This window comes from Bradyrhizobium sp. JR4.3, from assembly GCF_040547695.1.
Classification (GTDB): Bacteria; Pseudomonadota; Alphaproteobacteria; order Rhizobiales; family Xanthobacteraceae; genus Bradyrhizobium; species Bradyrhizobium canariense.
Genome location: NZ_JBEPQF010000008.1, coordinates 115,937 through 136,165 on the forward strand (window position 1 = coordinate 115,937; position 20,229 = coordinate 136,165).

At 65.2% G+C, this 20,229-nt stretch carries 17 protein-coding genes; 13 read left to right on the forward strand and 4 right to left on the reverse strand.

The genetic code is table 11. The annotated features are described in order from the left end of the window. Positions 1-133 precede the first annotated feature (133 nt). The 9 genes from ABIB91_RS15475 (at position 134) to ABIB91_RS15515 (ending at position 7,731) form a co-directional block, all read left to right on the forward strand. The gene (locus ABIB91_RS15475) at positions 134-988 is read left to right on the forward strand and encodes a transporter substrate-binding domain-containing protein (protein WP_354162492.1); all 855 of its coding nucleotides are present in this window, start codon (positions 134-136) and stop codon (positions 986-988) included. A gap of 223 nt (positions 989-1,211) precedes the next feature. Further along, positions 1,212-1,874, forward strand: coding sequence for an amino acid ABC transporter permease (locus tag ABIB91_RS15480; protein WP_354126963.1), 663 nt, complete (start codon positions 1,212-1,214; stop codon positions 1,872-1,874). Beyond that, the gene (locus ABIB91_RS15485) at positions 1,871-2,665 is read left to right on the forward strand and encodes an amino acid ABC transporter ATP-binding protein (RefSeq protein ID WP_354162489.1); all 795 of its coding nucleotides are present in this window, start codon (positions 1,871-1,873) and stop codon (positions 2,663-2,665) included. The genes ABIB91_RS15480 and ABIB91_RS15485 overlap by 4 nt, the downstream gene beginning before the upstream one ends. Next, entirely contained in the window at positions 2,665-3,420 is a 756-nt protein-coding gene (locus ABIB91_RS15490) for an SDR family NAD(P)-dependent oxidoreductase (protein ID WP_354162486.1), read from the forward strand. Before ABIB91_RS15485 ends, ABIB91_RS15490 begins: the two co-directional genes overlap by 1 nt. Continuing rightward, positions 3,417-4,544 (forward strand): muconate cycloisomerase family protein, encoded by a 1,128-nt coding sequence (locus ABIB91_RS15495; RefSeq protein ID WP_354162483.1) that lies wholly within the window; start codon positions 3,417-3,419, stop codon positions 4,542-4,544. The genes ABIB91_RS15490 and ABIB91_RS15495 overlap by 4 nt, the downstream gene beginning before the upstream one ends. A gap of 278 nt (positions 4,545-4,822) precedes the next feature. Further along, positions 4,823-5,242, forward strand: a complete 420-nt coding sequence (locus tag ABIB91_RS15500; protein WP_007597711.1) for an HIT domain-containing protein — start codon at positions 4,823-4,825, stop codon at positions 5,240-5,242. Between the two features lie 11 nt (positions 5,243-5,253). Further along, positions 5,254-6,192, forward strand: a complete 939-nt coding sequence (gene nudC / locus ABIB91_RS15505) for an NAD(+) diphosphatase (protein ID WP_354126966.1) — start codon at positions 5,254-5,256, stop codon at positions 6,190-6,192. A gap of 8 nt (positions 6,193-6,200) precedes the next feature. Continuing rightward, positions 6,201-7,154 carry a sugar kinase gene (locus ABIB91_RS15510; protein ID WP_354162479.1) on the forward strand — a complete coding sequence of 318 codons (954 nt, stop codon included), beginning with the start codon at positions 6,201-6,203 and terminating at the stop codon, positions 7,152-7,154. 67 nt (positions 7,155-7,221) lie between these two features. Continuing rightward, the gene (locus ABIB91_RS15515; RefSeq protein ID WP_007597714.1) at positions 7,222-7,731 is read left to right on the forward strand and encodes an Lrp/AsnC family transcriptional regulator; all 510 of its coding nucleotides are present in this window, start codon (positions 7,222-7,224) and stop codon (positions 7,729-7,731) included. Positions 7,732-7,876: 145 nt separating this feature from the next. On the opposite strand, the gene ABIB91_RS15520 is transcribed toward ABIB91_RS15515, so the two are convergent. The 4 genes from ABIB91_RS15520 to ABIB91_RS15535 all read right to left on the reverse strand — a co-directional run bounded on the left by ABIB91_RS15520 (position 7,877) and on the right by ABIB91_RS15535 (position 14,270). Next, positions 7,877-9,376, reverse strand: a complete 1,500-nt coding sequence (locus ABIB91_RS15520; protein WP_354162476.1) for a phosphomannomutase/phosphoglucomutase — start codon at positions 9,374-9,376, stop codon at positions 7,877-7,879. A 189-nt stretch (positions 9,377-9,565) separates the two neighbouring features. Continuing rightward, positions 9,566-10,075, reverse strand: coding sequence for a TIGR02281 family clan AA aspartic protease (locus ABIB91_RS15525; protein WP_354162473.1), 510 nt, complete (start codon positions 10,073-10,075; stop codon positions 9,566-9,568). A gap of 257 nt (positions 10,076-10,332) precedes the next feature. Continuing rightward, on the reverse strand, positions 10,333-12,810 hold the full coding sequence (gene hrpB, locus ABIB91_RS15530; RefSeq protein ID WP_354162779.1) for an ATP-dependent helicase HrpB: 2,478 nt from the start codon (positions 12,808-12,810) through the stop codon (positions 10,333-10,335). Positions 12,811-12,953: 143 nt separating this feature from the next. After that, complete coding sequence (locus ABIB91_RS15535) at positions 12,954-14,270, reverse strand: UDP-glucose dehydrogenase family protein (RefSeq protein ID WP_354162470.1); 1,317 nt, start codon at positions 14,268-14,270, stop codon at positions 12,954-12,956. A 193-nt stretch (positions 14,271-14,463) separates the two neighbouring features. Here ABIB91_RS15535 and ABIB91_RS15540 point away from each other — a divergent pair, with 193 nt between their 5' ends. From ABIB91_RS15540 to ABIB91_RS15555, 4 genes are all read left to right on the forward strand, one after another. Further along, positions 14,464-15,531, forward strand: a complete 1,068-nt coding sequence (locus ABIB91_RS15540; RefSeq protein WP_354162467.1) for an acyltransferase family protein — start codon at positions 14,464-14,466, stop codon at positions 15,529-15,531. Between the two features lie 209 nt (positions 15,532-15,740). Beyond that, complete coding sequence (gene polA / locus ABIB91_RS15545) at positions 15,741-18,821, forward strand: DNA polymerase I (RefSeq protein WP_354162464.1); 3,081 nt, start codon at positions 15,741-15,743, stop codon at positions 18,819-18,821. Between the two features lie 34 nt (positions 18,822-18,855). After that, complete coding sequence (locus ABIB91_RS15550) at positions 18,856-19,491, forward strand: LysE family translocator (protein WP_007597727.1); 636 nt, start codon at positions 18,856-18,858, stop codon at positions 19,489-19,491. Positions 19,492-19,571: 80 nt separating this feature from the next. Beyond that, positions 19,572-20,207 (forward strand): LysE family translocator, encoded by a 636-nt coding sequence (locus ABIB91_RS15555; RefSeq protein ID WP_007597728.1) that lies wholly within the window; start codon positions 19,572-19,574, stop codon positions 20,205-20,207. The last annotated feature ends 22 nt before the right edge of the window (positions 20,208-20,229 follow it).

A 20,229-nucleotide genomic window follows, 5' to 3' on the forward strand; every position in this document is an offset into this window, starting at 1 on the left:
GGCTTCATGGTGGCTTGCCCAGCATCCGGGCAATTCCCGGTCTGCCTAGCCGATAGGCTGTGCTTTCACTGCCGGAGGCGCCTTGGTAAGAACGCTGCCGGAACTCCTCCCAACAGAAAAGCGATTGATCCCAATGGTTACACGTCGTGATGTTGCATCGATTGTCGGACTTGGCGCGATGGCTGCGGCGACCGCGGGCGCGCTGGCCACTCCGGCCCTCGCCCAGACGGCCGATACCAACGAATCGACCTTCGCCCGCATCCGCCGCACCAAGAAGATGCGGATCGGCGCGGTCGGCGGCGGCGCGCCGTATTACATGAAGGATCTTTCGACCGGCCAGTGGAAGGGATTTTACGTCGACATCGCCAAGGCGCTTGCCGAGGACATGGAGGCTGAGCTCGAGATCACCGAGACCACTTGGGGCAATTCGGTGCTCGACCTGCAGTCCAACAAGATCGACGTTTTCTTCGGCCTCAACCCGACCCCGAAGCGCGCGCTGGTGGTCGACTTCTCGGTGCCGGTCTTCAACAACGCCTTCGGCATCCTCTGCAAGAAGGACTTCAAGCCGAAGAGCTGGGCCGAGCTGAACTCGCCCGACGTCAAGATCGCGGTCGACCAGGGCTCCTCGCACGACCAGGTCGTCAGCCGCCTGACGCCGAAGGCGCAGATCTCGCGGCTGAAGACCGCCGACGACGCCACCGCCGCGCTTCAGACAGGCCGCGTCGACGCGCAATGCCTGATCACGATGCTGTCGCTGACGGTGCTGAAGAAGAACCCCTCGCTCGGCCAGTTCGTGCTGCCGACGCCGATCTTCGCCACCACGTCGAACGCCGGCTTCCGCCGCGAGACCGACAAGACCTGGCGCGACTACGTCAACACCTGGATCGACTTCAACAAGGGCCTCGGCTTCATCCGCAACGCGATCATCACCAATATGGAGCTGGTGGGCGTGACCGAGGCGGACATCCCGCCGGGCGTGTCGTTGTAAGGTATGCTGAATTTGGATCGGGCTGGATCCCCGAGCGCCTGTGCTCCCCCTCTCCCGCTTGCGGGAGAGGGTTGGGGAGAGGGTGTCTCCTCTAGGGAGACTCCCCAAGAGGATAGAGCCCTCACCCGTCGCTTCGCGCCGACCTCTCCCGCAAGCGGGAGAGGTGCACCGAGCATGCGGCTCGACTGTCTTCAATTCGCGCGCGACTGAGGTCCAAGATAATATGTATCAGTGGGATTTCGGCATCCTCTGGAGCTATCGCTGGCTCTTTCTCAACGGGCTCGGCGTCACCGTTGGCTTCACGTTGGTCATCGTTGTGCTCGGCCTCGTCTTCGGCCTGTTCGGCGCGTTCGGGACCCTGTCGCGCTTTCGCGCGGTGCGCCTTCTCGCGCTCACCTTCATCGAGGCGTTCCGCTGCACGCCGATCCTGGTGCAGCTGATCTGGTTCTATTACGCGCTGCCGATCCTGGCCGGCGTCGAGATGACGCCGATCACGGCCTCGGCGCTGGCGCTGTCGCTCTACGGCGGCTCGTTCTATTCGGAGATCATCCGCGGCGGCATCATCTCGATCGATCGCGGCCAGTCCGAAGCCGGCGCCGCGCTCGGCATGACGCCGGGCCAGAGCATGCGGCGCATCGTGCTGCCGCAGGCGATCAAGCGCATGATCCCGGCGCTGATGAACCAGTCGATCATCCAGTTCAAGAACACCTCGCTGGTCTCGGTGCTGGCGGTGCCGGACCTCGTCTATCAAAGTCAGGTCGCCGCACATGACAGCTATCGTCCGCTGGAAACCTACACCGCCGTCGCGGTCGCTTATGCGGCAATCCTGATTCCGCTGACCATCATGGTCCGGCGCGGCGAGAAGCGACTGGCGGTCGGCGAATGAGCGACACGCAAAAAATCGAGATCCGGGCCTTGCGCAAAAGCTTTGGCAGCAACGAGGTCCTGAAGAGCATCAGCCTCGACGTCACCAAGGGCGGCGTCGTCGGACTGATCGGGCCGTCAGGCTCGGGCAAATCGACGCTGCTCCGCTGCATCAATCTTCTGGTGACGCCCGACGGCGGCAGCGTCCGCGTTGGCGACACGCGCTTTTCGTTCGGCGAGGGCACGAAGCTCCCCGATGTGAAGACGCTGGCAAAATTCCGCGCCACCACCGGCATGGTGTTCCAGCATTTCAACCTGTTCCCGCACATGACGACGCTCCAGAACGTGATGGAGGGACCGGTCACGGTGCGGCGCATGGCAAAGGCGGACGCCGAGAAACTCGCACGCGCGCAACTCGTCAAGGTGGGTCTTGCCGAGAAGGCCGACCAATATCCGGCGACGCTGTCAGGCGGACAGAAGCAGCGTGTCGCGATCGCGCGCGCGCTGGCGATGGAGCCTGATGTGATGCTGTTCGACGAGGCGACCTCCGCGCTCGATCCCGAGCTTGTCGGCGAGGTCCTCGCCGTCATCCAGCAGCTGGCGTCCGAGGGCATGACCATGGTGATCGTGACGCACGAGATCGCGTTCGCCCGCGAGGTCGCCGACCGCCTCATCTTCATGCGCGACGGCGTCGTGGTCGAGGAAGGCCCGGCGCGGCAGGTGATCGACAATCCAAGAGAAGCTGCGACCCGCGCCTTCCTTAGCCATTTCCACCGCACCGGCGCATTGCCGCCGGCCACAACGGCATCGTGATGTCCGATATCAACCGCGTCTATCTCGTCACCGGCGCCGCCAGCGGCATCGGCCGCGCCACCGCAAGACTGCTCGCAACGCCCGGCACGGCGCTGCTGCTCCAAACGCGCTCGAACGCAGAGGGTCTCGACGTCACGGCCGCGGAAGCCGAAGCGCAAGGTGCGATCGTCGCAAAATGCCTCGGCGATCTCGCCGAGGAGGCCGCGGTCACCGACGCCCTCGCCGCTACGCAAAGCGCCTTCGGCCGGCTCGACGGATTGATCCTGGTCGGCGGCCATGCCCGCCGCGGCAGCGCCATCGGTACGCCGGCGGATCAGTTCCGCAAGGCGATGGATGAATCGGCGCTGGCGTTCACGCGGTTGGTGGACGCCGCGCTCCCGCTGCTGCGTGCGGGACGAGATGCGCGGATCGTGGCAGTGTCGTCGTTCGTGGCGCACGCGATCCGGCCGGAGTTCGCACCCTTTGCAGCGACGGCCGCGAGCCGCTCCGCGCTCGAAGCGCTGGTGCGCCTCACCGCAGTCGAGCTCGCCGGGGAGGGCATCACCGTCAACGCCGTCGCGCCGGGCCTGATCATCAAGGACAAGCCCAGCGAAAGCCGGCTGTCACCCGAGCAGATCGCGGCGACCGAAGCACTGATCCCGATGAATCGCCGCGGGCGGCCGGAGGAAGTGGCCGAGATCATCGCCTTTCTGGCCTCCCCAAAAGCATCCTACGTCACCGGCCAGGTCTGGCACGTCAATGGAGGCCTGACATGACCGAAGCGACCGTCGCACGTCTCAGGCTGTTCCTGATCGAGAGCCCGATCAAGATGGCGCGCCTCCAGGGCGTCGGCAACGTCAAGGGCACGGTGAAACGCGTGCTGCTCGAACTGACGTCGAGCGACGGCGTGATCGGCTGGGGCGAGGCGGCACCGTGGGAAGTGTTCACGGGAACGCCGGAAGCGGCCTTCGCCGCGCTCGACATCTATTTGCGGCCGATCGTGATGGGCAAGTCGGTGCGTCGCATCCGCGCGCTGATGGCCGAGCTCGATCGTGCCTTGGTCGGACATGCCGAAGCCAAGGTCGCGATCGAAATGGCGCTGCTCGACATCGTCGGCAAGTCCTCGGGACTTTCGGTCGCCGACCTGCTCGGCGGCCGCGTGCGGGATACGATCCCGCTGTCGTTCTCCATCGCCGATCCGGATTTCGCCGCCGATCTCGAACGCATGCGGAAGATGGTTCCGGACGGCAATTTCATCTACAAGGTCAAGACCGGCGTGAAGTCGCATCGCGAGGATCTCGATCATCTCGCGGCGATCCGGAAAGAATTCGGCGACAAGGTCGATCTTCGCGTCGATTACAACCAGGCCTTAGCGCCATTCGGCGCGATCAAGATCCTGCGCGACGTCGAGCAGTTTGCGCCGACCTTCATCGAGCAGCCGGTGCCGCGCAAATATCTCGACGTGATGGAGCAGCTGACCGCGGCGCTGGAGACGCCCGTGCTCGCCGACGAAAGCTGTTTCGACCGCCGCGACATGATGGAGGTGGTGCGCCGCGAGGCGGCTGATGCCGTCTCGATCAAGCTGATGAAGGCCGGCGGCCTGTTCGAGGCGCAGGCGATCATGGCGATCGCCGACATCGCCGGCCTGCCCGGCTATGGCGGCACACTGTGGGAGGGCGGCATCGGGCTCGCCGCGGGCACGCAGCTGATCGCGGCGACGCCGGGAATCTCGCTCGGTTGCGAATTCTACATGCCGCACCATGTACTGACCGAGGACGTGCTGGAAGAGCGCGTCGCCAATCGCGGCGGCCACGTCGTGGTGCCCGACGGCCCGGGCCTCGGCATCCGCGTCAGCGAAGCCTCGGTCCGCGCCAATGCGCGGGTGCTGGCGGAGGCGTAAAAGCACGCCCCCACCGTCGTCCTGGCGAAAGCCAGGACCCATTACCCCAAGGAGAAGTTTGTGGCACGAAGTCGGTAAACCCCGAATCTTCGCCAAGCCCAATCCTGTGGTAATGGGTCCTGGATCTGCGCTGCGCTTGTCCAGGACGACGATCGCGTATGCGGCCCCTGCGGAGCGCCATCCTTCCCCTATCGGAATCGCTGTCGTATGGTCGGAGCAAATATTCAGGGGTTCCGCCCCGCCATGCCCGATTCCTGTCGGGCCATCCGGAAATCTTCATGCCCGAACCCGCCTGGTCGCTGCACTCCCGCCTGAAAGAGGACACCATCGACATCGGCGATTTGCCGCTGTCCAAGGTATTGGTCATCAAGGACGCGCATTATCCCTGGCTGCTGCTGGTGCCGCGGCGCGCGGATACGGTCGAGATCATCGACCTCGACGAGGTGCAGCAGGCGCAATTGATGACCGAGATCTCCCGCGTCTCGCGCGCGCTGAAGGAGATCACCCAATGCGACAAGCTCAACATCGCGGCACTGGGCAACCTCGTGCCCCAGCTTCACGTCCACATCATCGCGCGCCGCACCAGTGACGCCGCCTGGCCGCGGCCGGTCTGGGGCGTGATGCAGCCCTTGGCGCACGACGCCACCGAGGTGCAGAGTTTCATCAGCGCGCTTCGCCGCAAGATCTGGTTGGGTTGAAAGAACAATAGATGTCAGCATTCGACTCGTTTCCGCTGGGGCAGCCGGCCTTCGTCACCAACATTCTCGACCGCGCCGCGCATCTGCGCCGCGACGACGAAAAGCTGTTCGCGATGGAGCAGAAGCCGACCTCGCGCGCCTATGTGGTCTACCGCGACTCGCTGCTGGTGAAGCGCGAAGGCGACAAGGTGCGCGCACTGCTCGGAATCGACGAGGCGCTGAAATGCGGCGCCAATCCCGGCACGATCTTCTTAGGCTTACGCGACGGCGCCGCGATGTTCGGCATGGGCCTCTCGCAGGCCGCGTCCGAGAAGCTGATCGGGCGCGAGGACTACGCGCTGAGCGAGCTGCGCGGCATGGCGATGCAGGGCGCGGTGCCGCCGCAGGAGCTGTCGGCGATCGCGATGGCGAAGTCGATGGTGAGCTGGCATCAGCGCCATGGTTATTGCGCCAATTGCGGCACGCGCAGCGCGATGAAGGAAGGCGGCTGGAAGCGGGAGTGCCCGAGCTGCAAGGCCGAGCATTTCCCGCGCACCGATCCCGTCGTGATCATGCACGTCGCCTCCGGCGAAAGGTGCCTGCTCGGCCGCCAGAAGCAGTTTCCGCCCGGCATGTATTCGTGCCTCGCCGGCTTCGTCGAGGCCGCCGAAACCATCGAGGACGCGGTACGCCGCGAGATCCTCGAAGAATCCGGAATCCGCTGCACCGACGTGCAGTATTACATGACCCAGCCCTGGCCCTATCCGTCGTCGCTCATGATCGGCTGCAGCGCGCGGGCCGTGAGCGAGGACATCGTCGTCGATCATTCCGAGCTGGAGGATGCGCGCTGGTTCACGCGCGAGGAGGCCGCCCTGATGCTGACGCGGACCCATCCCGACGGGCTCGCCGGTCCGCACCCGTTCGCCATCGCCCATCACTTGCTCGGCCGCTGGGTGCACGACAAGAGCTGAGACCGCCGATGGCGCACTCTGTGATCGCGCCGCGCATCCTCTGCATCGGCATTCCCGTGCGCGACCTGACCTTTCGTGTCGAGGCAGTGCCCGCGCGCGGCAGCAAGGCCAACGCCACGCACCTTGCGGAGATCTGCGGCGGCAATGCGCTCAATGCCGCGATCGCTATCGCGCGGCTTGGTGGCCGCGTCTCCTTCGCCGGCCCCATGGGCGATGCCGGGGAGACCTCGAGCCGCTTCATCCTCGACCGGATGGAAGCTGAAGGTATCGAGACCACACACATCGTCCGCATGCCGGGACTCGCGACGCCGGTGTCGGCGATCATGATAGAGCCCTCGGGCGAACGCACCCTCACCATCTACCGCGATCCTGCGTTGTCGACCGTGCAGCTGCCGGACGCGGACGCGCTGCTCGCCTATTGCCGGGCGGTTCTCGTCGAAAGCCGCTGCGCCGCGTTCGCGACTTCGCTCTGCACTGAGGCACGCCGGCGCGGCATTGCCGTCGTCGTCGGCGTCGACCGCGCGATGTCGTTGCTGGACGGCCTGCTCACGACCGCCTCGCATCTGCTGTTCGCCAGCGAACAGGTGCAGGAGACCGCCGGCATCTCCGATGACGGCGATGCGTTGAAGCGCCTGGCCGCGCTCACGCCCGCCTTCCTCGCCGCCACCCGCGGCCCGCGCGGCACGATCTGGCTGAACGAGAGCGGCGAACTAGAGCAGACGCCGGCGGTCCCGGTTCAGGCGGTCGATACGCTCGGCGCCGGCGACGTCTTCCATGGCGCTTTCACGCTTCGCCTCGCCGAAGGCGGCGGCGTGCGGGAGGCGCTGCAATTCGCCGCGGCTGCCGCGGCGCTGAAATGCACCCGCCACGGCGGCGGCCTGGCCGCTCCGCAACGTGTTGAAGTCGAAGAGTTTTTGAACATGCCGCGGGCGACGACGCTCGGACCGGCACCGAAATTATAGACTTGATATAGAAAGATTTTCTCTATATCAGGGAAATCGACCATTGAAATGAAACAAAGTTCTTCAAATGACCGATCTCGCTGTTCCGCTCCCCGAGACCAGCCGCCGCCTCGACGCCATTGACCGCAAGATTCTGATGGTGCTGCAGGACGATGCCTCCCTCTCCGTCGCCGAGATCGGCGACCGCGTCGGCCTGTCCTCGACCCCCTGCTGGAAGCGCATCCAGCGCCTGGAGGCCGACGGCGTGATCACCAAGCGGGTGGCGCTGGTCGACCAGAACAAGATCGGGCTCGGCATCTCCGTGTTCGTGTCGGTCGAGAGCTCCGACCATTCCGACGCCTGGCTCAAGAAGTTCGCCGACGCGGTCAGCGCCATGCCCGAGGTGATGGAGTTCTATCGCATGGCCGGCGACGTCGACTACATGCTGCGCGTGGTCGTCGCGGACATGCAGGCCTATGACGTGTTCTACAAGAAACTGATCAGCGCCGTGCCGCTGAAGAACGTCACCTCGCGCTTCGCGATGGAGAAGATCAAGTCGGTCACCGCGCTGCCGATCCCGGCTGTGGTGGCGGGTTAAGGCTCACCATGGAGAAGCTGTCATCGCACGGCTTGACCGGGCGATCCAGTATTCCAGAGACGACGATGGGGTACGGATAAGCCGCGGCGTACTGGATGCCCCGGTCAAGTCGGGGCATGACAGCAAGTGAGGCTAGCCTCGCACCTCAAATCTTCTGATTGTACTCGCCGACTTCGGGATGGGTGCGCAGCACGCTGTTCACCATCTCGAACATGTCGTGCATGCGCTGTTCGGAGACCGGGCTCTCGACCACGACGACGAGTTCGGGCTTGTTGGAGGAGGCACGCACCAGGCCCCAGCTGCCGTCCTCGACCGTGACGCGAACGCCGTTGACGGTGACGAGATCGCGGATCGACTGGCCGCCGATCTTGGCGCCCTTCGTCTGCAAGCCCTCGAAGTGCTTCACCACCTTGTCGATGACGCCGTACTTCACCTCGTCGCCGCAATGCGGCGACATCGTCGGCGACGACCAGGTCTTCGGCAGCGCGTTCTTGAGATCGGCCATCGACTTGCCGGGGGCACGATCGAGCATGTCGCAGATCGCGAGCGCCGAGACGAGACCGTCGTCATAGCCGCGTCCATAGGGCTTGTTGAAGAAGAAGTGGCCGGACTTCTCGAAGCCGGCGAGCGCACCCGTCTCATGGGTGCGGCGCTTCATGTAGGAATGGCCGGTCTTCCAATAGGTGGTTTTTGCACCCTGCTTCTGCAACACCGGATCGGTGATGAACAGGCCGGTCGACTTCACGTCGACGATGAACTGCGCGTCCTTGTGGATCGCGGACATGTCGCGCGCCAGCATCACGCCGACCTTGTCGGCAAAGATCTCCTCGCCGGTGTTGTCGACCACGCCGCAGCGATCGCCGTCGCCGTCGAAGCCGAGGCCCACATCGGCCTTGTGCTGCAGCACCGCGTCGCGGATCGCATGCAGCATCTCCATGTCTTCGGGGTTCGGATTGTATTTCGGGAAGGTGTGGTCGAGCTCGGTGTCGAGCGGGATCACCTCACAGCCGATCGCCTCCAGCACCTGCGGCGCGAACGCGCCGGCGGTGCCATTGCCGCAGGCCGCGACGACCTTGAGCTTGCGCTTGAGCTTCGGACGGCTGGTGAGATCGGCGATGTAGCGCGCCGGATAATTCTCATGGAATTGATAGGAGCCGCCAGCCTTGTTCTTGAACTCGGCACCGAGCACGATTTCCTTCAGCCGCGTCATCTCGTCGGGGCCGAAGGTCAGCGGGCGGTTGGCGCCCATCTTCACGCCGGTCCAGCCATTGTCGTTGTGCGAGGCCGTGACCATGGCGCAGCAGGGCACGTCGAGGTCGAACTGCGCGAAATAGGCCATCGGCGTCACCGCGAGCCCGATGTCGTGCACCTTGCAGCCTGCCGCCATCAGGCCGGAGATCAGCGCATATTTGATCGAGGCCGAATAGCCGCGGAAATCATGACCCGTGACGATCTCCTGGCTGACGCCGAGCTCCGCGATCAGCGCGCCCAGCCCCATGCCGAGCGCCTGGATTCCCATCAGGTTGATTTCCTTCTGGAACAGCCAGCGCGCGTCGTATTCGCGAAAGCCCGTGGCCTTCACCATCGGCTCGGATTCGAAGGCATAGGTGTTGGGCAGCAACACGGATTTCGGCTTGGGGAACATGGAGACGGTCTCGTGAAAAAGAGCCAGATTTGATGCAGCCTTAGCGAATGCCGGGCTGCAGCGGAAGGCGGGAATGGCAGCTTATGGATGATAATTGCGGCAGTTTGGTAACGGGAAAATCTAACCGCGAGAGCGGTCGGAATAGAGATTTTCTTGAAATATGCGGTCGCTGGAGCCTTTGGGAGACCCTTACTGCTCCAGCACCATCTGACCGTTGGCGTACTCAAAACGTTTGAGGCGGGAGAGGAAGGAGAGGCCGAGCAGGTTCTCGGACAGCGCCTCGTCGGGCAGCACCATGGCATCGACGTCGCGCACGATTAGGCCGCCGACATCGAGTATGGCGATGCGGGTGCGCGCGGCCTTGATGGTGCCGTTGGCGGTGGAGACGGTGGCGTTGTAATCGCCGCGCGAGGGACGCAGGCCGAAACGGGCGGCAGAGGTCTCGTTCAGCGCAACCACGGAGGCGCCGGTGTCCACCATGAAGCCGATGCGCTGGCCTTCGATCCGGCCTTCGGTCTGGAAGTGGCCGCGGCCGTCGCGGGGAATGTTGAGGCTGCGGCCGCCGGCCGGCGCGATGGACGCGACTGCTACCGTGCGCGGCACCGACGTCGCCGAGGCGGAGCTCATCCTGTCCGCCATCTGCGCCATGAAGGTGCCGAGGCCGATCATGATCGCCGCGAAGATCATTATGTTACGCATCACACCAGTTCCGAGCCGGAAGGCTCGATTTCACCACGCGGCAGGCCTGTCCGCGAGCGACGCTGCGGCCAGAGCTGTGCTATTTTGACGAAAAGGATGAGCGGACGGTTAATGCGCCGGTGTCGCAGATACGGCATATCCTCATCCTGAGGAGCCCGCGAAGCGGGCGTCTCGAAGGATGGCCGCGGGTGAAAGGCGGGCCTACATGGTTTGAGACGCGCGTTCCGCGCTCCTCATCATGAGGGTCTTCTTGCGCCTCACGTGCCGCGCGGCTTGACCCGCCGGGTCGGCAGCGCATTCGCCGGATCTTCCGGCCAGGGATGGCGCGGGTAGCGGCCGCGCAAATCGGAGCGCACGGCGCTGTAGCTGCCGCGCCAAAAACCAGGGAGATCGCGCGTCACCTGCACCGGGCGCTGCGCCGGCGACAGCAGCTCCAGCACCAGCGGCACCTTGCCGGCGGCGATCGAGGGATGGGTGTTGAGGCCGAACAATTCCTGCAGCCGCACCGCGATGGTCGGCCCCTGCTCGGCTTCATAGTCGATCGCGAGCACGCTGCCGGTCGGCGCCTCGAAATGCGTCGGCGCCTCGCGGTCGAGCCGCGCGCGCATCTCCCACGGCAACAATGTCATCAGCGCGTCGGAGAGTTCGCCGGCGGACATATCCTTCAGCGCGATCTTGTCGTAGAGCGCCGGCACCAGCCAATCGTCGCGCCGCGCGATCAATCCGTCGTCCGAGAGATCAGGCCAGCTGTCGCCCTCGGCCTTGCGCAAAAACATCACGCGATCGCGCCATTGTTTGGCTGCCTTCGACCAGGGCAGCCGGTCGAGGCCGGCGGCGATCAGCCCGTCCGCGAAGATGCGCGCAGTGTCCTCCGAGGGCGAGACGGCAAGCGTCGCCTCGGAGAGCGTGATCGCGTGCAGCGCGCGCTTGCGCCGCGCCCGCAACGCCATCGCACCGCGATCGAACGATATCTCCTCGGCGGATTCGATGTGCTCGGCGAAATGCCGTTCGATCTCGTCCTGCGAGATTTGCGCGGCGAGCAGAATGCGCCCGCTCGCCGCCGTGCCGGTCATCTCGCCGATCGCGATATAGGGTGCACGGGCGAGCGAGGAGGTTTGATCCACGGCAGCACCCCGGCCGTTGGCGAGCACGAAGCTGCCATTGCCGCGGTTGCGCGCAACGCGATCCGGGAAGGCGTAGGCGAGCATCAGGCCGGTCGAGAGGCCGTCTTCGCCGGTCGCCGCCTTCTCCGACGCCGCCACCTGCGAGGCCCAGCGCCGCGCGAGGTCGCGCGCGCTTGCAGCACGCGGGGAACGGTCGCGGCGGAACTGGTCGCGCCGGTGCTCGAGATCGACGCTGTCGCCGCCGAGCCCGCGTTCGGTGATGATGGCGGCGATCTCGGCGGCGGCCTCGCCCTCGCCGGCACGATGCGAATCCACGATCATGCGGGCGAGCCGCGGCGGCAGCGCCAGCGCCCGCAGGCTCTTGCCCTCCGCGGTGATGCGGCCATCGGCATCGAGCGCGTTGAGCTCGCAGAGCAGGCTTTTTGCTTCCTTCCAGGCCGGCTGCGGCGGCGGGTCGAGAAAAGATAACGCGGCGGGATCGGACACGCCCCATTGCGCGAGATCGAGTACCAGCGAGGACAGATCGGCGCTGAGTATCTCGGGCTGGGTGTAGGGCGCGAGCGAGGCCGTCTGAGGTTCGTCCCAGAGCCGGTAGCAGACACCGGGCTCGGTCCGGCCGGCGCGGCCGCGGCGCTGGTCAGCCGCCGCGCGCGAGACGCGCACGGTCTCGAGCCGGGTCAGGCCGATGTCGGGCTCGTAGCGCGGCACGCGGGCGAGACCGGAATCGACCACGATGCGCACGCCCTCGATGGTGAGCGAGGTCTCCGCGATCGAGGTCGCCAGCACCACCTTGCGCGTGCCCTTGGGCGCCGGCGAGATGGCACGATCCTGCACGGCGGCGTCGAGCGCACCGAACAGCGGCACGATCTCGATCGAAGCGTCCTGCACGCGCTCGGCGAGGAAATTCTGGGTGCGGCGGATTTCAGCGGCGCCCGGCAGGAACGCCAGCACCGAGCCGGCATCGGCGCGCAGCGCCGAGGCGATCGCATCCGCCATCTGCCGCTCCACCGGCACATCCGCCTTGCGGCCGAGATAGCGCGTCTCGACCGGAAAGGCGCGGCCCTCGCTTTCCACGACGGGCGCTTCGCCGAGCAATTTTGCGACGCGGGCGCCATCGAGCGTTGCCGACATCACGAGGATGCGAAAATCCTCGCGCAGGCCGGTTTGCGCATCGCGCGCCAGCGCGAGGCCCATGTCGGCATCGAGCGAACGCTCGTGGAATTCGTCGAACAGGACGGCGGCGATGCCCGACAGCTCGGGATCGTCGAGGATCTGGCGGGTAAAGATCCCCTCCGTCACCACCTCGATGCGGGTCGCGCGCGAGATCTTCGAGCCGAAGCGGACGCGATAGCCGACAGTCTCCCCAGCGCGCTCGCCGAGCGATTTGGCCATGCGGTCGGCGCTGGCGCGCGCCGCGATGCGCCGCGGCTCCAGCACGATGATCTTCTTGCCTTTGGCCCAGGGGGCATCGAGCAGCGCCAGGGGCACGCGCGTTGTCTTGCCGGCGCCCGGGGGCGCCACCAGCACGGCGGCATTATGCGCCTCCAGCGTGCGCGAGAGGTCGTCGAGCACGGCATCGATCGGGAGGGGCGTGTCGAAACTGCGGGGCAAATATCTCGCTTCCGTCATCACCCGCCTTGTGCGCACTTGCGCACTGGTGCGGGTGATCCAGTAAACTCGGATCCCGGCTATTACGAAGATCGCGGATTACTGGATACCCCGCCTTCGCGGGGTATGACAATCATATGTGGCTATCAGCCCTGCACCGGCGGTCGTCCAATGCTCTCATAGACGAAACCGGCCGCAGCCATCTCCTCGGGGCGGTAGATGTTGCGCAGATCGACGATGACGGGCTGGGCCATGGTCGCCTTCAGCCGGTCGAGGTCGAGCGCCCGGAACTGCACCCATTCGGTGACGATCACGATCGCATCGGCGCCTTCCGCGCAGGAATAGGCGTCCTCGCAATAGGTGATGCTGGGCAGCTCGCTCTTCGCCTGCTCCATGCCGACGGGATCGAAGGCCTTCACCTTCGCGCCCATGTCGATCAGGCCGGTCACCAGCGGGATCGACGGCGCATCGCGCATGTCGTCGGTGTCGGGCTTGAAGGTGAGGCCGAGCACGGCGATGGTCTTGCCGCGCAGCGAGCCGCCGAGCGCCTGGCTCACTTTTCGCGCCATCGCGCGCTTACGGTTCTCGTTGACCGCCAGCACGGACTCGACGATGCGAAGGCTCACGTCGTAGTCCTGCGCGATCTTGATCAGCGCCTTGGTGTCCTTCGGAAAGCACGAGCCGCCGAAGCCCGGACCGGCATGCAGGAATTTGGTGCCAATGCGGTTGTCCAGGCCAATGCCGCGCGCGACCTCCTGCACGTTGGCGCCGGCCTTTTCGGAGAGGTCGGCGATCTCGTTGATGAAGGTGATCTTGGTCGCGAGGAACGCGTTGGCGGCGTATTTGATCATCTCGGCGGTGCGGCGTTCCGTGAACATCAGCGGCGCCTGATTCAGCGACAGCGGACGGTAGATGTCGCTCATCACCTTGCGGCCGCGCTCGTCGGAGGTGCCGACGACGATGCGGTCGGGGAATTTGAAGTCGCGGATCGCCGCGCCCTCGCGCAGGAATTCGGGATTCGAGGCGACGACCACGTCGGCCTTGGGATTGGTCTCGCGGATGATGCGCTCGACCTCGTCGCCGGTGCCGACCGGGACGGTCGATTTGGTCACGACGACGGTGAAGCCGGACAGCGACTGCGCGATCTCTTTCGCGGCGGCATAAACGTAGGACAGATCGGCGTGGCCGTCACCGCGGCGCGACGGCGTGCCGACCGCGATGAAGACAGCATCGGCATCCGCGACCGGCTTGGACAAATCGGTGGTGAACTCCAGCCGCTTGGCCTTCACATTCGTCGCGACCAGTTCGTCAAGCCCGGGCTCGTAGATCGGGATCTCGCCGCGATGAAGGGCCGCGATCTTCTTCTCGTCCTTGTCGACGCAGATGACGTCGTGACCGAAATCCGCAAAGCAGGCCCCGGACACCAGTCCCACATAGCCCGTGCCGATCATAGCAATGCGCATGAAAAACCCTGTTTGGCTTGGTTAACAAAACCCCTATTCCAAGGCGGTTTAGCATTTTCCCGGGGTGAGGGAACAGCCCGCGTACAAAAAACGGCACAGCACTTGTACCGGTAAAGAAATCGTAAGCCGCAAGGCGGCAAACTGCCCCGCGTTCACGCAGATCCTGGCGGAACACGCCTCAAAAAGAGACACCATGGCACCATCAGGCACAATCGCCGCGAGCGGGGGACTCAAGGCCCCGGCTGCTGCGCGTGTCGATTGGGTCGATTACGCCAAAGGCATCTGCATCGTCATGGTCGTGATGATGCATTCGGTGCTCGGGGTCGAGCTTGCTGCCGGTGAGACCGGTTTCATGCATGTTTTGGTCGCCTTCGCAAAGCCGTTCCGGATGCCGGATTTCTTCCTGATTTCGGGCCTGTTCCTGCCACTGGTGATCGACCGGGACCGGCGAACCTATCTCGACCGCAAGGTGGTGCATTTCGCCTATTTCTATGTCGTCTGGGTGACAATCCAGTTCGGCTTCAAGGCCCCCGCATTCGCGGCGGAAACGAGCTGGCGCGACGCCGGCTTGCTGTATCTGGAATCCTTCGTCGAGCCGTTCGGCACGCTATGGTTCATCTACCTCCTGCCGATCTTCTTCGTCGTCACAAAACTGACACGGCGAGTCCCGTCGCCCGCGATCTGGCTCATCGCGGCCGCACTGGAGACGGCACGTGTCGCAACCGGCTGGACCGCGATCGACGAGTTCTGCGCGCGTTTCGTCTATTTCTATTCGGGCTATCTGTTCGCGCCCTTCGTGTTCGCGCTGTCGGACCGCGCGCGCAATTATCCCGCATGGGCGCTGGCAGCGCTCGCGACATGGGCGCTGGTCAATGCCGGCCTAGTTGCGCTCGGGGCCAGCGAATGGAAAATCGTATCGCTCGTGCTCGGCTTCGCCGGGGCCTGCGCCATCATCACGATGGGCACGCTGCTCGCGCGCGCGCAATGGCTGAATGTCTTCCGCTTCTGCGGCGAGCATTCGATCGTGATCTATCTCGCCTTCTTCCTGCCGATGGCGGCGACACGGATGCTGCTCTTGCGCACGGGCATCATTCCCGACATCGGTGCGGTGTCGCTGATCGTGACCATCGCCGGCGTGATCGGCTCGCTCGCAATCTGGCAGATCGCTCTGCGGCTTGGCGGCAATTTCCTGTTCGAGCGGCCCGATGCGTTCTGCATCGCGCCGAAGAAGACAGAGGCGCGATTGCAGGCGGCGGAGTGATGCTCTGTTGTCATCCCCGCGAAGGCGGGGATCCAGTATTCCAGAGGCAGCAGTCGTATACGGATAAGCCGCAGCGTACTCGATTCCCCGCCTTCGCGGGGAATGACAGCGGGGGATGCGGGAAATGACAGTGGGGATAGCGGCATCCGCAAGCCAAAAATCCACCTCCCGAGGCTGTCAAATCCCGCAAAAATTCATACATTGCGGCCATGCCCAAGAGCTCCCCAAAGACCACCGCCCAAGCTGACACCAAGGCTGCCGCGCCCAAGGCCGCCGAAACCAAGCCCACTGCAGCGACAGCTGCTGCCAAGCCCGTCGCCGCCAAGGCCGCCGGCAAGGGCGACCATGTTTTCCTGGTCGACGGTTCCGGCTACATCTTCCGCGCCTATCACGCGCTGCCGCCGATGAACCGCAAGTCCGACGGCTTGCAGGTCAATGCCGTGCTCGGCTTCTGCAACATGCTGTGGAAGCTGTTGCGCGAGATGCCCGAGGACAACCGGCCGACGCATCTGGCGATCATCTTCGACAAGTCGGAAATCACCTTCCGCAACAAGATCTATCCTGAGTACAAGGCGCACCGGGCGCCGGCGCCGGACGATCTGATCCCGCAATTTTCGCTGATCCGCGAAGCGGTACGCGCCTTCGACCTGCCTTGCCTTGAACAGGTCGGCTTCGAGGCCGACGATCTGATTGCGACCTATGTGCGGCAGGCCTGCGAGCGCGGTGCGAGCGCGACGATCGTGTCCTCCGACAAGGACCTGATGCAGCTCGTCACCGATTGCGTCACCATGTACGACACCATGAAGGACCGTCGCATCGGCATCCCCGAGGTGATCGAGAAGTTCGGCGTGCCGCCGGAGAAGGTGGTGGAAGTCCAGGCCCTGGCCGGCGATTCCACCGACAACGTTCCTGGCGTGCCAGGCATCGGCATCAAGACCGCGGCGCAGCTGATCGTCGAATATGGCGATCTCGAGCAGCTGCTGTTCCGCGCCACCGAAATCAAACAGCCGAAGCGGCGCGAGGCGCTGATCGCGAACGCCGAGAAGGCGCGCATCTCGCGGCAGCTCGTATTGCTCGACGACAAGGTCGACCTCGAAGTCCCGCTGGACGATCTCGCCGTCCACGAGCCCGATGCGCGCAAGCTGATCGCATTCCTGAAGGCGATGGAATTTTCCACGCTGACGCGCCGCGTCGCCGAGTTCTCGCAGATCGATCCGGCCAACGTCGATGCCGATCCAGGCTATTCCAGCGGCGCCAGCGTGTTCTCGCCGCTGCCGCCTTCGGACGTGGTGCCGACTCCGGGAACCGGCGCGCCGCCGCAAGCGCCAGTGGGCCAGCGCAACGCATCGGCGAGCAAGGAGGACAAGGCCGCGAGTCCGAAGGGCGCGCCGATTTCTCTCGCCGCCGCGCGCGAAGAGGCTTTGCGCAAGCTCCCGGTTGACCGCAGCAAGTACCCGGCGATCAAGAGCCTCGCGGAACTGAACGCCTTCATCGCGCGCATCCATGATGCCGGCCATGTCGCGGTCGAGATCCGGGCAAACTCGATCGACCCGATGCAGGCCGATCTCTGCGGCATCGCGCTGGCGCTGGCGCCGAACGAGGCCTGCTACGTGCCGCTGGCGCACAAGCAGTCCGGTGGCGGTGCCGGCCTGTTCGACGCGGGCCTTGCGCCCGATCAAGTCAAACACGCCGACGCCATCGAGGCGCTGCGGCCGGTGCTGGAATCGCCAGGCATTCTCAAGATCGGCTTCGACGTCAAATTCACCGCGGTGATGCTGGCGCAGCACGGCATCACGCTGCGCAACGCCGACGATGCGCAGCTGATCTCCTACGTGCTGGATGCCGGCCGCGGCTCGCACGCGCTGGAGCAGCTGTCCGAGCGCTGGTTCGGGCACGCCATGCTGAAGGAGAACGAGCTGCTCGGCAGCGGCAAGGGCAAGATCACGTTCGACCAGGTGCCGATCGACAAGGCCGCGGTGCTGTCGGCGGAAGGCGCCGACGTCACCTTGCGCGTCTGGCGCGTGCTGAAGCCGCGCCTCGTCGCCGAGCACATGACCACGGTCTACGAGACGCTGGAACGCCCGCTGGTCGCAGTGCTCGCACGCATGGAGCGGCGCGGCATCTCGATCGACCGCCAGGTGCTGTCGCGTCTCTCCGGCGACTTCGCCCAGACCGCGGCGCGCGTCGAGGCCGAGATCCAGCAGATCGCGGGCGAGCCCGTCAATGTCGGCAGCCCGAAGCAGATCGGCGACATCCTGTTCGGCAAGATGGGACTGTCCGGCGGCACCAAGACCAAGACCGGCGCATGGTCCACCACCGCGCAGGTGCTCGACGAGCTCGCCGAGCAGGGCCACGACCTCCCGAAGAAGATTCTGGAGTGGCGCCAGGTCTCGAAGCTGAAATCGACCTACACCGACGCGCTGCCGACCTACGTCAATCCCCAGACCCACCGCGTCCACACGACCTACGCGCTGGCTGCGACCACGACGGGCCGGCTGTCGTCGAACGAGCCGAACTTGCAGAACATTCCGGTACGTACTGAGGACGGCAGAAAAATCCGCCGCGCCTTCATCGCAACGCCAGGGCACAAGCTGGTCTCCGCCGACTATTCGCAGATCGAGCTGCGGCTGCTCGCCGAGATCGCCGACATTCCCGTGCTGCAGCAGGCGTTCCGCGACGGTCTCGACATTCACGCCATGACGGCATCGGAAATGTTCGGCGTGCCGATCCAGGGCATGCCGAGCGAAATCCGGCGCCGCGCCAAGGCGATCAATTTCGGCATCATCTACGGCATTTCGGCGTTCGGCCTCGCCAACCAGCTCGGCATCGCACGCGAAGAGGCCTCCGCCTACATCAAGAAATATTTCGAGCGCTTCCCCGGCATCCGCGCCTACATGGACGAGACGCGCGACTTCTGCCGGAGCCATGGCTACGTCACCACGCTGTTCGGACGAAAGATGTACTATCCCGACATCAAGGCTTCGAACGCCTCGGTGCGAGCCTTCAACGAGCGCGCCGCGATCAACGCCCGGCTCCAGGGCACCGCCGCCGACATCATCCGCCGTGCCATGACGCGGATGGAGGCTGCGCTGGCCGAGAAGAAGCTGTCGGCGCAGATGCTGCTCCAGGTGCATGACGAATTGATCTTCGAGGTGCCCGACGCGGAGGTCGAGGCCACGCTCCCCGTCGTGCAGCACGTGATGCAGGACGCGCCGTTCCCGGCCGTGCTGCTCTCGGTGCCGCTGCACGTCGATGCACGCGCGGCGAACAATTGGGACGAGGCGCACTGATCCGTCACCGTGATCGAGTCCAGAGGCGAACTGCGTGAGTGATCTCAGCCCGCTGCTCGCCTTCGCGCTGACGGCGCTCGTCATCGAGATCACGCCCGGTCCCAACATGACCTATCTCGCCGCGCTGTCGCTCTCGCGCGGCATGCGCACGGGCTTTGCCGCGGTGGCCGGCATCGCGCTCGGGCTGATGACTTATGGCGTGATCGCGGCCTTCGGCCTCGCCGCGGCGATCGACCATTCGCCGTGGCTTTATGGCCTGCTGCGATGGGGTGGCGTCGCCTATCTGCTGTGGCTTGCCTGGGACGCGTGGTCGGGCAAGGAGGACGCTTCGCCGGGCAGGACGGTCGGTGCCGACGCGCGGCCGTGGCCGGCGTTCCGGCGCGGCCTGATCACCAACCTGCTCAACCCGAAAGCCGCGATGTTCTACGTGGCGGTGTTGCCGGAGTTCGTGCGCGCCGATGCCGGCTCCGTGGTCCGGCAGACGCTGATGCTCAGCGTCATCTACGTGACAATCGCCACGCTGATCCATGCGGCGATCGTCGCGCTGGCGGGCTCGCTGCAATCGACCATCGACGTCGCGAACAACCGCAACGTGGTGCGGCGCTTGTTCGCCCTGGCACTGGTCGCGATAGCGGTCTGGTTCGCGTTCACCACCGGCCGGTCGGGTTGAATTGTCCTCCGTGCAATTGCGCGATGGCCCGACCGCGCCACCCATATTAGAACCGTGCCGTCTCCCGCACCGGTTCAGCCATGCCCCACACCTCCGCCCTGCTCGGCTTCGCCCTCGTCTGCCTCGGCCTCGTGCTCACGCCGGGGCCGAACATGATCTACCTGATCTCGCGTTCGATCACGCAAGGGCCGGCAGCGGGCATCGTTTCGCTCGGCGGCGTGGCGCTCGGCTTCGTGTTCTACATGCTGTGCGCGGCGTTCGGCATCACGGCGCTGCTGCTCGCCGTTCCCTTCGCCTACGACGCGCTGCGCTTTGCCGGCGCCGGTTATCTGTTGTGGCTGGCCTGGCAGGCGGTGAAGCCGGGCGGTCGCTCGCCGTTCCAGGTGAAGCAGCTTGCGATCGACAGCCCGCGCAAATTGTTCGCAATGGGGTTCGTCACCAATCTGCTCAACCCGAAGATCGCGATGCTTTATCTCGCGCTGCTGCCGCAGTTCATCGATCCCACCGCCGGCAGCGTGCTGGCGCAGTCGGTGGTGCTCGGCGCGATCCAGATCGCGATCAGTGTCAGCGTGAATGCGATGATCGCGCTCGCGGCCGGATCGATCGCGCTGTTTCTCGCAAGCCGGCCAAGCTGGATGCTGGTCCAGCGCTGGCTGATGGGCACGGTGCTGGCCGGGCTTGCGGTGCGGATGGCGGTGGAAGCGCGGAAGGTGTGAGGCGCAACGCTGTCATGCCCCG